The organism is Pseudomonas sp. LS2P72 (genome assembly GCF_054897865.1).
In genome coordinates this window covers 2,232,599-2,244,842 of sequence record NZ_CM142708.1, presented here as the reverse complement: position 1 = coordinate 2,244,842, position 12,244 = coordinate 2,232,599, and the positions used below count along the sequence as shown (strand labels likewise).

General features: G+C 57.1%; 11 protein-coding genes. All 11 read right to left on the bottom strand.

Translation table 11 applies throughout. The features are described from left to right. Positions 1-7 precede the first annotated feature (7 nt). Positions 8-337, bottom strand: a complete 330-nt coding sequence (gene fliE / locus ACYZUA_RS10380) for a flagellar hook-basal body complex protein FliE (RefSeq protein ID WP_008151056.1) — start codon at positions 335-337, stop codon at positions 8-10. Positions 338-603: 266 nt separating this feature from the next. Further along, a complete protein-coding gene (gene fleR / locus ACYZUA_RS10375; protein ID WP_461963021.1) occupies positions 604-1,989 on the bottom strand; it encodes a sigma-54-dependent response regulator transcription factor FleR in 1,386 nt (461 codons plus the stop codon). Positions 1,990-1,994: 5 nt separating this feature from the next. Then, the gene (locus ACYZUA_RS10370) at positions 1,995-3,218 is read right to left on the bottom strand and encodes a sensor histidine kinase (RefSeq protein ID WP_461963020.1); all 1,224 of its coding nucleotides are present in this window, start codon (positions 3,216-3,218) and stop codon (positions 1,995-1,997) included. A gap of 110 nt (positions 3,219-3,328) precedes the next feature. After that, entirely contained in the window at positions 3,329-4,804 is a 1,476-nt protein-coding gene (locus tag ACYZUA_RS10365; protein WP_076030164.1) for a sigma-54 dependent transcriptional regulator, read from the bottom strand. Between the two features lie 173 nt (positions 4,805-4,977). Further along, on the bottom strand, positions 4,978-5,274 hold the full coding sequence (gene fliT, locus ACYZUA_RS10360) for a flagellar protein FliT (protein ID WP_461963018.1): 297 nt from the start codon (positions 5,272-5,274) through the stop codon (positions 4,978-4,980). A gap of 17 nt (positions 5,275-5,291) precedes the next feature. Then, positions 5,292-5,687 carry a flagellar export chaperone FliS gene (gene fliS / locus ACYZUA_RS10355; RefSeq protein ID WP_461963017.1) on the bottom strand — a complete coding sequence of 132 codons (396 nt, stop codon included), beginning with the start codon at positions 5,685-5,687 and terminating at the stop codon, positions 5,292-5,294. Positions 5,688-5,841: 154 nt separating this feature from the next. Beyond that, positions 5,842-7,230, bottom strand: coding sequence for a flagellar filament capping protein FliD (fliD, locus tag ACYZUA_RS10350; protein WP_461963016.1), 1,389 nt, complete (start codon positions 7,228-7,230; stop codon positions 5,842-5,844). An 81-nt stretch (positions 7,231-7,311) separates the two neighbouring features. Further along, a complete protein-coding gene (locus ACYZUA_RS10345) occupies positions 7,312-7,659 on the bottom strand; it encodes a flagellar protein FlaG (RefSeq protein ID WP_461963014.1) in 348 nt (115 codons plus the stop codon). Between the two features lie 75 nt (positions 7,660-7,734). Beyond that, entirely contained in the window at positions 7,735-9,159 is a 1,425-nt protein-coding gene (locus ACYZUA_RS10340) for a flagellin N-terminal helical domain-containing protein (RefSeq protein ID WP_461963013.1), read from the bottom strand. A 256-nt stretch (positions 9,160-9,415) separates the two neighbouring features. Next, positions 9,416-10,345: a ketoacyl-ACP synthase III gene (locus ACYZUA_RS10335; protein ID WP_283183551.1), complete on the bottom strand. Its 930-nt coding sequence runs from the start codon at positions 10,343-10,345 to the stop codon at positions 9,416-9,418. A 313-nt stretch (positions 10,346-10,658) separates the two neighbouring features. After that, positions 10,659-12,233 carry a flagellar hook-associated protein 3 gene (locus tag ACYZUA_RS10330; protein ID WP_461963011.1) on the bottom strand — a complete coding sequence of 525 codons (1,575 nt, stop codon included), beginning with the start codon at positions 12,231-12,233 and terminating at the stop codon, positions 10,659-10,661. Positions 12,234-12,244: the final 11 nt, after the last annotated feature.

Sequence of the window (12,244 nt, the reverse complement as noted above, 5' to 3'; positions counted from 1 at the left end):
TTCGTCCTTAAACCGGCATCTGCATGATGTCTTGATATGCCTGAACCAGCTTGTTGCGTACTTGGGTCAACGCTTGAAAAGACACGCTGGCCTTCTGCGAGGAAATCATCACGTCCGTCAGGTCGACGCCGCTCTTGCCGATCTCGAACGCACTGGCCAACTGACTGGACGCCTGTTGGGTGTCGTTCACTTTATTGACGGCCTGACCGAGCATGTCGGAAAAGCTGCTGCCACCCATTTCAGGAACAGCGGCAGTCGATTTCGACGCAGACATGGCATCCATTTGCATGGAGCGCATGTCCAACATCAATCGATTGAATTCAATACCTTGGCTCATGGTTTCTCTCTTTGACGAGCTACGTCTTTGGCGACCCGCGATTTTTTTGACACTCACTCGGCGGGTAGTGAGGTGTTAGCAACAAGGGTGCCAGCTCCGTGGTCGCTCCAAACAAAAGCCCATCGATCCATGATTCACCACAAAACCATGGTGGGAGCGAGCCTGCTCGCGAAGGCGGCGTATCAGGTACATAAATGTCGACTGACACACCCTCATCGCGAGCAGGCTCGCTCCCACCTTTAGATCGGCGTTACTTCCGTCAACTTTCAGGTGGCGAACAAATAAGCTTCCACGTCCATTCCGGCGTCTCGCATCTGCGCCAGTTTGTAACGCAGGGTGCGCGGACTGATGCCCAAACGCTCGGCGGCCTCTTTGCGACGGCCGCGCTCGGAGCGCAAGGTGTCGATGATCATCTGGAATTCACGGCGACGCAGGTCATCACCCAGCGCCCCGGCCGACTCGGATTCGACCTCCACGGTTCGCACGGACGTTGGCGCCAAGGCTGGCAACGGCGCACAGGCGACCGGCCCGGCCAGACAGAAATCCTCAGGTTGTATCAAACCGCCCTGCTGCAGGATCAGCGCCCGCTGAATCGCGTTATCCAGCTCACGCACATTACCCGGCCACGGATAACCGATCAGGCACGCCTGAGCCTCGGGCGACAGTCTTGCCGCGGCATGCTTCATTTTATTGACGTACTTGGCCAGAAGACGCTCGGCCAATGGCAGGATGTCGGCGGTACGTTCGCGCAACGGACGCCAGGCCAGCGGAAACACCGACAGGCGATAGTAAAGGTCTTCACGAAAACGTCCCGCTGCCACCTCACCCGCCAGGTCACGGTTGGTGGTTGCCACGACTCGAATATCCAGCGTGATCGGCTTGCGTGCGCCGACTCGCTCAACTTCGCGCTCCTGCAAAACTCGCAGCAACTTGGCCTGGAGCCCGAGGGGCATTTCGGAGATTTCATCGAGCAGGATCGTGCCGCCATCAGCTTGCTCGAACTTGCCGGCCTGCGCCGCGATGGCGCCGGTGAACGAACCCTTTTCGTGACCGAACAACGTGGCTTCGAGCATGTTGTCGGGGATGGCTGCGCAGTTGATCGCAATGAATGGCTGACTGGCACGATGGGAGTGCTGATGGATGTACCGCGCCAGCACTTCTTTGCCGGTCCCGGACTCGCCGGAGATCAACACCGTGGAGTCACTGCGCGCAACCCGTGCGGCCAGCTCCAGCAATTGCGCACTGGCCGGCTCAAACGCTACAGGCCCCTCGCCCTCGGTCGCACCGAGATTGCCCAGCGCATGACGCGCCACCAGATCGAGCAATGCCTTGGGCTCGAACGGTTTGACCAGGTAATCCGCCGCGCCTTGGCGCATCGCATCGACTGCCCGCTCCACGGCGCCGTGAGCGGTCATCAGCAACACCGGCAACTGCGGCTGACGAGTGCGCAGTAATCCCAGCAGCTGATGACCGTCCATGCCCGGCATGTTGACGTCACTCAGCACCAGGTTGAACGCCTCATTACCGACCGCCGCCAGCGCTTCTTCTGCCGAGCCTACCGCCGTGTAGTCATGCCCCGCGAGCAGCAGCGTATCCGCCAGTGCTTCGCGTAGCGCGCGGTCATCCTCGACCAGTAAAACCTTGATTGCCATGTCCTTCACTCCGCTCCCTGAGCGTGGGGCTTTTCACCGGAAAAAAGCGGCAGGATGACCTGCGCGCAAGTGCCGCGACCCAGCCGCGAGCGCAGCTGCAATTCTCCCTGATGGGCACGCGCCACTGCCTTGACCACGGTCAGGCCAAGGCCGGTCCCGGTGGTTTTAGTGGTAAAAAACGGCTCGCCGAGTCGTGCCAGCACTTTCGTATCGATGCCGCTACCGCTGTCGCTGACCGCTACACGCAGGTTGTTGTCACGGGTATATAGGTGGACCTTCAAGCGAACGTCACCGGCACTGGCCTGGATGGCGTTCTCGATCAGGTTAAGGATCGCCCCAACCAGGGTGTCGCGATTGCACAGCAATTCACCTGCGTGACTGTCGCACTGCCAGCGAATCGGCAGGTCCTGCACATGGGTCAGTGCTGCCGCCTGCAGCGACTGCATCAGCACTTTGGGCGTGACGCGATCAGTCAGCGGCAGCTCGCCGCGCGCAAACACCAGCATGTCGCGAACCTGATGCTCCAACTCATGCAGACGCTCTTTCAGGCGTCCGGCAAAACGTTGCTGGGTCTCGACCGGCAACGCTTGCTCAGTCAAATGACTGGCGTAGAGCAAGGCGGCAGACAAAGGGGTACGAATCTGATGAGCCAGCGAAGCGACCATTCGGCCGAGGGAGGAGAGTCGTTCGTGGCGAGCCAACTGATCTTGCAGATGACGGGTTTCGGTCAGGTCATTGAGTAACACCAACTGACCAGGCTCGGCATCCAGCGAGCGAGTGGAGATCGATAAACGCCGACCGTCCTTGAGCGAGATTTCGTGACCGTCGTCTTCACGGGGCGCAAAGCAGCGTGCAATGACATGACGCCACAGCTCGCCTTCGAGGGGCAGACCGAGCAGTTCGCAGGCTGCGGGGTTGGCTTCGCGCACGATGCCTTGGGCGTCGATGACGATAACGCCGCCGGGCAACAGATCGAGGAGGTTTTGCAGCCGGTTGGCCAGGCGTTCTTTTTCCGCCAGCTCCTGCATGCGCTGAGCACTGACCACCGCCAGCTCACCCTTGAGCTCGGTGACCCGGGCTTCGAGCATGCTGTAGGAATCGGTCAATTGGCTCGACATCTGGTTGAACAGTGCAAACGCCTGCTCAAGACCAAGCCGGCTCGCCTGCTCTACGGACGACGGTTGTCCCGAAGCGTCAGGGACAGGAGACATCTGGGCGGCTTGGGGCATCGTGCTCTCTCGCTTGGCTGACCGTCAGTTAAACGGAACGTTGCGAGGGATGTAGCAATACCCGTGCCTAAAAAAAACCGCCTACAAATGAAGGACTTGAAAAACAGGCGTCAATCATCTGCCTGTTCATCACCGTCACGACGACTCATACCGTACTTGCGCATCTTTTCCACCAGTGTGGTGCGACGAATGCGCAGGCGTTCGGCGGCGCGCGCAACGATGCCATTGGCATCATCCAGCGCCTGCTGAATCAGCCCTTGTTCCAGACCACCGAGGTAGTCCTTCAGGTCCAGGCCTTCCGGCGGCAGCATGGCACCGGCCGAGAAATCCGGGGTATGACCGTTGATGGCTACGCGCTCTTCAAGATCGCTGCGAAAGCTGTCGACCAGTTGCTCGTCTTCGTCATCGACATAGCGGAATTTCTTCGGCAACTCGACCACGCCGATCACCCCGTACGGGTGCATGATCGCCATGCGCTCCACCAGGTTGGCGAGTTCGCGGACGTTGCCCGGCCAGCCGTGGCGGCACAGCGACATGATCGCCGCGGAATTGAAACGAATCGAGCCGCGCTTCTCGTGCTCCATGCGCGAGATCAACTCGTTCATCAGCAGTGGAATATCTTCGACACGCTCGCGCAGTGGCGCCATTTCGATCGGGAACACGTTCAGGCGGTAGTACAAGTCTTCGCGGAAAGTGCCGACCTCGATCATGCTTTCGAGATTCTTGTGGGTCGCCGCAATAATCCGCACATCGACGCTTTGGGTCTTGTTGCTGCCCACGCGCTCGAAGGTGCGTTCCTGCAATACGCGCAGCAACTTGACCTGCATCGGCAACGGCATGTCACCGATTTCATCGAGGAACAGCGTGCCGCCATTGGCCAGTTCGAAACGCCCGGCGCGGCTGGTGATTGCCCCGGTGAAGGCGCCCTTCTCGTGGCCAAACAGTTCGCTTTCCAGCAACTCGGCCGGGATCGCCCCGCAGTTGACCGGTACGAACGGCGCGTCACGACGCTTGGAGTGATAGTGCAGGTTGCGCGCGACCACTTCCTTGCCGGTCCCGGACTCACCGAGAATCAGCACACTGGCATCGGTGTCGGCGACTTGCTGCATCATCTGACGGACGTGTTGAATCGCCCGGCTAGTGCCGACAAGACTGCGGAAAAGATTGGGTTCACGGTGACGACCGCGCTCGCGGGCCTGGTCGTACATCTCGCGATAGACCTGGGCACGGTGCAGGGAGTCGAGCAATTTGCTGTAGCTGGGCGGCATTTCGAGGGTCGAAAGCACTCGGCGACGCTGGTCTTCTGGCAAGTCAACGGAAGAATTATCGCCCATTAACAAAACCGGAAGGAACTCATCCCAGGTTGAGAGTGTCTTTAACAAGCCCACGAGTGCGCCAGGAGCATTGACCGTCCCGATGAGGACGCAGATTACTTCACGACTTGATGACAATGAGCCGACAGCCTGCTGCCAGTCATGGCTACCGCAGGGTAAATTTTCTTCGCCAAGAAAATTTAAAATCACCGCCAGGTCGCGGCGGCGGACGCTATCGTCATCAATCAGCAGAATTTTGGTTTCACGCCACATGCAATAGCAACTTCCCTAGTCAAACTCGGATGCCCAAAGAGGGGCAAGCTGGACGCTCGCAGACACCTTATGCCTGTAGACGCCTAGAATACGGAAACAGCCACTAGTTAAGTCAAAAATAGATGCACAGTCAAATTTATGGCGCACTTAAATTTCGATTAACTGACGTTTAGTCAACCAAACAGATGGTAAACCTTTGCCGCACGCTGCGCTTGGGTGACTTGCGACATTTCTTCGACTATCGCCTGACGCTCGCCCATGGTCGCCGTCAATAATTCCTTGTACACCTCCAACAGCCCTTCCAGATTGGTTCGGAGCGCTTCTTCGTCGATCGGCGCCTCGCTGAGAGCGTCGTCAACGCATTCACGACAGGTCGCGTCCAGCTCGCCAATCGCGTCCCAATTGCGCGCAGCCAAAGCGTCGACCAAGGCTTCACGGGTTTCTTCAATGCGGTGCAGTGCATGACTCATGACGTCATCCTCGGCCGTCAGGCCTGGTGATTGGCGATTGCATCCCACCCGCTCTTCAGGGTTTCGAGCAAGCCGGAAACTTCATCGATGATTGCCGTGTCGTTATCGCGATTGGCTTCCATCAGGCGGTTCGCCATGTAGGCATACAAACTGTCGAGTTGCTGCACCGACGCCGGGTCTTCGGTCTTCTCCGGGTTAAGCCCGTCGCGCAGCCCGATGACGATGTCCACCGCCTTGCCCAGCATCAATCCCTTGAGAGCGATATCCCCACGCTCCAGCGCCCCTTTGGCCTGAGACATACGGTCAAGCCCGCCTTCCATCAGCATCTGCACCAGACGATGAGGATTGGCTTCAGAGATCTGAGCGTGGGAATTGACCTTCTGATATTGGCGAAGGGCTCTCATGGGGTTCATGTTTCTACCTCGTGACAAACAACAACTGAAAATGGGGTTGCTCTGACCATTGTGTCGACTGGTCGACTCAAAACTTTAACCCGACCCCGTCACCAAAGAAAAAACCCAGGCGCTGTGATGACCGCAGGACTGGGTTTTTTATGCCTGATCCGGATCAGTCGGACTTCGGATTGTTCAGTGCGTTGAGCGTGGTCATGATGCTGCTGCTCTGCGCCCGCAGCTTGGCTACCAGGGAGTCCATGGCGTTGTACTTGTTGGACAGACTGGTTTGTAGGAGCGTCATGCGCTCATCCAGAGTGTCCTGCTGCTTTTTCAAGTCTGTCAGGCTATCGGTTAACGTCTTGGAACGCTCCGCCAATGTCCCCGTTTTCGCTGTGGCGTAACTGTCCGTGGCAGTTGTCATGCGCGCCAGAATACCGGTTTTACCGTTGAACATACTGCTGATGTCCGCCGCATTGGTGGCCACCGCCTTGTCCCACTTCTTGTCGTCGATGCTCAGCAGGCCAGTGTCCGAAGCAGTGCTGATACCGAACTGCGCCAATGACTTCAAGGTGCCCGTACCGGACAACGCATTCAATTCATTACGAATCGAGGTCATCAGCGTGCGCATCGACGAATCGCCTGTCAGGGCGCCCGCAGTCGGCGTTCCATCTGCCCCTATCGTGACTTTGGTTTCCGCACTGATCGCGCGCACCAGAGCATTATAGGTGTCGACAAAGCCTTTTACCCCAGACTTCAGGGCTGGCGCGCTAGTACTCACAGCGATGGTGGTCGGTGTTGGTTGGGTAGCGTTAGCCGCCGTTGGTGAGACCGATAACAACTTGATATTCACACCGCTGATCGCGTCAGTAATGGAGTTGCTCTTGGACTCCATCTCAATACTGCCGTCGATGGTGTACTTGGCGTTCTTTGGCACATTGACGACCGTTGAACCGGTATTGATACCCGAGTTTCCCGACATGGTCAGGTCCGACCCCACACCCATCGTGGTAGAGGTCAACACCAATCGCGACCCAGTGGCGTCGGTTAGGATGTTAGCACTCAGCCCGGACGTGGAAAATTGCAAGTTGATCGAGTCACGCACTTCCTGCAGCGTCGCGCCGGGCGGCACGCTGAGATCGTATTTTTTGCCCGACTGTGAAATCGTTAATGTAGTGGGTGTCGAACCGCTATTGACTACCGACGAAGCCCCCCCGGCAAAAGTCCTCGTGGACAGTTTTGATGCGGTTGCCAACTGGGTGACCAGCAATGAATAGGTGCCATTGGAAGCCCCACTACCCGTCGTGATGGTGGCAACTTTTTCATCCGAGGATGAACTGGCCAAACCACTGAAGCTGCTGTCTGTACCCATGGAAGTCAGCGCACCGCGAAAGGCAGCCAGCGCCGCTTGAATTTTCCCGATCGACGACAGCGAGGTGGTTGCTCTGAGCGTCTGGGTGTTGATCTGTGCTTGCTTGGGCGCTTTTTCTGCGTCAACCAAGGACTTCACAATCGCCTGGGTATCAATATTCGAACCAATACCGCTAACCGTTGAACCCGCCATCATCTTTCTCCTTTTCCAGTGGCTGCCGCTTTCTTGACGAAGTGCGCCTCAAGCGCCGACAGCAACAAAATTCATGCCAGATCAGGCTTTGTCGTCAAACAACAAGCTGCTGGCTTGGCTCAGGCTCTGCGCCAGTTTTAAAGCAGTTTCAGACGGAATTTGGCGAATCACATCACCGCTATCGGTGGCAATGACTTTAACCACAACCCGACCGGTTGAATCATCAATGGAAAAATCCAGCTTGCGCTGACTTGCCTGAACGAACTCGCGAATATCGGTTACTGCTTTTTCCAACTCGTCACGCTTGGGTTCAGTCGCAGCCTTCGCAATCGGTTCGACCTTCAATTTGCTGGCCGGGTCGACAGGTGCAGGCGAGCTTTGGGGCGCAACCGCCGGATAAGACAGGTTCAATTTGACGCTCATGTCCATGTCCAAATCTCCTCATTACGAAAAAAACGAAAGGGCGCGTAAACGCGCCCTTCCGTCAATGACCAAGCGCCGTTATTACTGAAGCAGCTTCAGTACAGCGGATGGCAGTTGGTTCGCTTGCGACAGGATCGCAGTCGAAGCCGATTGCAGAGTTTGTTGCTTGGTCAGCTCGGCAGTTTCAGCAGCGAAGTCCACGTCTTGTACGGTGCTGCGAGCAGCGGTGGAGTTCTTCTGGATGTTCTGCAGGTTGTCGGCAGTGGTGGTCAGACGGTTTTGGGTAGCACCCAGGCCCGAACGAACGCCGTCGATGGTGCCGATAGCCTTGTCGATTACAGCCAAAGCGTTTTGTGCGTTGTCGATGTTAGTAACGTCAGTCTGAGAGATAGTCTTCTTTGCAGAAGAGACGGTAGCGGAACCGAACACAGCGGATACGCCAGTAGTAGCATCGCTCAGGGAGTAGCCTTTGGCGGAATCCAGCTGAACTGCGCCGTTGACTACGATGGCAGCAGCACCCAAGGCGGTAGCACCAGCGAACGCACCAGCACCGTTTTTGGCGCTAACGGTGATAGCAGCTTGAGCGGCAGCGTCAGCAGCCGAGAAGGACAGGTTTTCACCCGTATCGGATTTAACCGATAGGCTGGAGTTAACCGAGTCGTAGTTAACGCTGATACCCAGTTTGGCCGCGTTGGACTTCAGCTGATCAGCCAGGCTCGCGAGGTCGGTAACACCAACAAAGTCAACAGTACCGCTGGAACCAACAGCCAGCTTGAAGTTCGACGGGCCAGCACCGGTAACACCCAGCTTGACTTCAGTGCTTGCGGTGGCAGTCAAACCGCCGATGGAGCCGTTCAGTTTGCTGGCAATGTCTTTTGCCGAAGCACCGCCCAGATAGCCTACAGTCGCGGTCTGGCCATTACCGGTGACGGTCATGGATCCTGCTGCCAAACCTGTGGCGCTCGGTACAATTGCGGAACTTTTGACTTGCTGCGAACCAATCTGGTTAGCCGCTACGTTTTCCAGGCTAACGTTGATGGTTTCGTTGGCGTTGGCGCCAACTTGAATAGCCTTGGTACCGAACGAACCGTCCAGCAGCTTCTGGCCGCCGAAAGTAGTGGTTTGCGAGATACGGGTCAATTCAGAAGTCAGAGCCTGGTATTCGTCGTTGTTCGACTTACGGTCATCAGCGCTCAGGGAGCCGGTAGCCGAGGACAGAGCCAGGGTACGCATTTTTTGCAGGATGTCGGTCGAAGCCTGCATCGCGCCTTCAGCGGTTTGAGCGATGGAGATACCGTCGTTCACGTTCTTGACCGCTTGGCCCAGGCCGTTGATTTGGCTGGTCAGGCGGTTAGCGATCTGCAGGCCGGCAGCGTCGTCTTTGGCGCTGTTGATACGCAGGCCGGAAGACAGGCGCTGCATGGAAGTGGCCAGGGCGCCGCCGGCTTTGTTCAGGTTGCCCTGAGTAGTGATCGATGCGATGTTGGTGTTTACGGTTAAAGCCATGACGAAATCCTCGTTGGATGGATACTGCGGCTTCCGGCCCTGGCAACCGCCGGGTGTGGCCTAGAGAACCTACGTAATAGTTATCGTCGTGAAGAGGCTTTGCTTGAGGGGTTTTTTTGAAATTTTTAGTGGCAGGGTGCCAGCCCTTTATTTTCAAGGCTTTACAGCCAGAATATCGGCGTCAGAAAAATGCAAAAACGCCCGGTAACTTTCGTTACCGGGCGTTTTTTTTGTGTCGACTGCTACGTGTAAACCATCAACCGCGATAGAGAATCGCCGAGCCCCACGACAGTCCTACGCCAAAACCACTGATAGCTACACGGGTCCACTTGGAATCGAACACATGGTTCTGTAACAGCAGTGGAATACTCGAAGACACGGTATTACCGGTTTCGAGCATGTCCTTGATGAACTTCTCCGGCTCGCCTTCTTCGAAGCGCCTTGCCACGGCATCAACGATGGCCGCGCTGCCCTGGTGAATGCAGAAAGCGTCGATATCGTGCGCCTGCAAGTTGGACTCATCCAGCAGCTCGTGCAAATGGGCCGGGACTTTCAGCAAAGCGAAGTTGAAGACCTGGCGGCCGTTCATGAAGAACACGCCATCGGTGACCTTGAGGTGCGGCGCACCGGAACCGTCAGTGCCGAACTTCGATTTGCCGAGCTGCCAGACAGCGTTTTCGCCCATCCAGGTCGCGGTGGCGGCATCGCCGAACAGCATGGTGGTGTTGCGGTCTTCCGGGTCGACAATCTTCGAGTACGGATCAGCCGTCACCAGCAGGCCATTTTTCAGCCCCGTCGCTTCCATGAACCCCTTGAGGGCATAGATGCCGTAAACGTAACCGGAACAGCCCAGGGAGATATCAAAAGCGGCGACATGGGTTGGCAGACCCAGTTTGTCCTGAACGATAGCAGCGGTATGCGGCAGGCCCTCCTCGTCACCGTTCTGGGTGACGACGATCAGGCAATCGATGGATTCACGCTTGAGTTCGGGACTGGCGGCGAACAGCGCATTGACTGCTTCGACGCACAGATCCGAAGTTTCCTGATCGGCACCCTTGCGCGGCAAAAACGCCGAGCCGATCTTGCCAAGGATAAAGGTTTCGTCCTTGTCGAACTTTGCACCCTGGGCGTAGTTGTCAACCCCGGCTGCCGGCACATAACTCGCTATGTTTTTTATGCCAATCATTATGGCTTCCCAATAATAAACAGCTGAATATCGCCGCTCGCTGAATCGAGGGCGTCTACAGTCGGGGCTCAGCCCCCAGAGGAGGCAACGTCGGGACTCAAGGATCACCTTGAGCAGGCCCACCACCTTCACCGCCCGCAGACAGGATACAGTGAAGATGCGCGTTTTGACTGGCGGGTCACTCAGAGATCAGTGCTTTATTTCATTTTGTGACCCCAGCTCAGTCCGGACCTGCCTCGATCTTCTCAAAAAAAACGCAAAAAAAAAGCCAGCCCCTGATGACAGGGACTAGCCGCGAGCGGTCAAGACCGACTCAAAGCTTGTTGAAGAGGCCCAGCTGGGAAATCTTCGAGAACGCCAGTTGCGCCGCCTGCAGCATGGTTTGTTGCAAGGTCAGGCGAGTCAGCACTTCCGCCGGATCGGCGTTCTCGATCAAACTCTGTGTGGAGTTGTTGATCAGGCTGGTGCTCTGAATCTGATCGCGCTGCATGTCCATGACATTACCGCGGGCACCAATCGCGCCGCGAGCCAGGTCGACCTGGTTCTTGGCATTGCCCAGGTTGGCGATGGATGCAGCCACGACACTGTCCAGATTACGCTGTGCCGCCGGGTTACCCTGGGTCGGTGTTTCGAGCGCTTGACGCAGCTGACTGACAGTGTCGAGCACGTTCTGGGTTTGATGGGTATTGACCGACACATCGAACTGGTCGCCGTTCGCTGGCGCGCCACTGAGAGAAAAGCTGACACCGGCGGCCGTAGCAACGCCAGCAGCCACGGTGCCGGTAGTGACCGCCACACTGCCACTGGTCAACGGACGGGCGTACAGCTCGAAAGTCGCCGGACTGGTGAATTTCAGCACCGCCCCCCCCTCAGGGAAAAAGCTTTTGTAGTCTGCAACGTTGGTCACCGAGGTCTGGCTGACCACTGTCGGCGACGCATTTCCCAGAGCACGGGTGCTGACAAAGCTGTCCGGTTTGGCCGACAACTGGAAACTATGAGTGGCGATCACCGCATCGGCGTTGGCCGGCGTATCGCCCGCCTGGAATGTGACATCCAAGGCAAAGGTCACGCCGCGAAAATTGATGTCGGAACCACCCTTGGCATTAGGGTCGAACGTGCCACCCCCACTCGCCTCGGCAGTTACGTCATTGCCCAGCGTGTCCGTGATCACGAACTGGGTGCTGCTGGTGAATGACAGGGTGTAAGGCTGGCCGTTGCGGAAACCGGTATCAAACGCCGGGCCGGAATTCACCAGGCCAGGAGACAGCGCCACGCGGCCGTCATCGACAGCCGGAGTTGTCATGTTAGTCGAGCTGCGACTGGCATTGATTGCCTGCTGGAAGACGTCCCAACCGGTATCGTTGAGCCCCAGTGACATCGAGTCTCCGATCTTGAGTTGCAACTGGGTCTGGTCACCCTGATAGCTGTAGGTGCCGTCGCTATTGCGTGCAAAAGGTGGAGTGTTGTTGCTGGCCCCGGAAAAGATGTACTTGCCGTTGGCATCCTTGCTGTTCATCAAGTTCAGCAGCTGTTCTTCAGCCTGAGCAACTTCTGCCCCGATGGATTTTCGATCGTCGTCGTTCAACGACGCACCACCGGCTCGCACCGTCAGTTCGCTGACTTTTTGTAGTACGTCGTTGATGCTGTTCAGCACACTTTCTTCTTGAGCCTGGGCCGTGTTCAACGCGTTAATGTTGTTGGAGTACTGGCCCATCATGGCAATTTGCTGATCGAGCTGCAGCAGACGCGCCGCGCCCACCGGATCATCCGACGCGGTAGTCAGCTTCAATCCGCTGCTGGCCTGCTCGGCCGTTTTCATCACGTTGTTCAGGTTGCGCTGATAGTTGGCAGCCGTCGTCGCATAATACTGTGCAGTAGAAATACGCATGTTCTACGGCT

Coding starts and splice junctions, on each gene's coding strand:
- fliD (WP_461963016.1), bottom strand. CDS start 7,230: ATGGCGGGTTCAACGGTTAGCGGTATTGGTTCGAATATTGATACCCAG.
- fleR (WP_461963021.1), bottom strand. CDS start 1,989: ATGGCAATCAAGGTTTTACTGGTCGAGGATGACCGCGCGCTACGCGAA.
- ACYZUA_RS10370 (WP_461963020.1), bottom strand. CDS start 3,218: ATGCCCCAAGCCGCCCAGATGTCTCCTGTCCCTGACGCTTCGGGACAA.
- ACYZUA_RS10330 (WP_461963011.1), bottom strand. CDS start 12,233: ATGCGTATTTCTACTGCACAGTATTATGCGACGACGGCTGCCAACTAT.
- fliE (WP_008151056.1), bottom strand. CDS start 337: ATGAGCCAAGGTATTGAATTCAATCGATTGATGTTGGACATGCGCTCC.
- ACYZUA_RS10345 (WP_461963014.1), bottom strand. CDS start 7,659: ATGGACATGAGCGTCAAATTGAACCTGTCTTATCCGGCGGTTGCGCCC.
- fliT (WP_461963018.1), bottom strand. CDS start 5,274: ATGAGTCATGCACTGCACCGCATTGAAGAAACCCGTGAAGCCTTGGTC.
- fliS (WP_461963017.1), bottom strand. CDS start 5,687: ATGAACCCCATGAGAGCCCTTCGCCAATATCAGAAGGTCAATTCCCAC.
- ACYZUA_RS10340 (WP_461963013.1), bottom strand. CDS start 9,159: ATGGCTTTAACCGTAAACACCAACATCGCATCGATCACTACTCAGGGC.
- ACYZUA_RS10365 (WP_076030164.1), bottom strand. CDS start 4,804: ATGTGGCGTGAAACCAAAATTCTGCTGATTGATGACGATAGCGTCCGC.
- ACYZUA_RS10335 (WP_283183551.1), bottom strand. CDS start 10,345: ATGATTGGCATAAAAAACATAGCGAGTTATGTGCCGGCAGCCGGGGTT.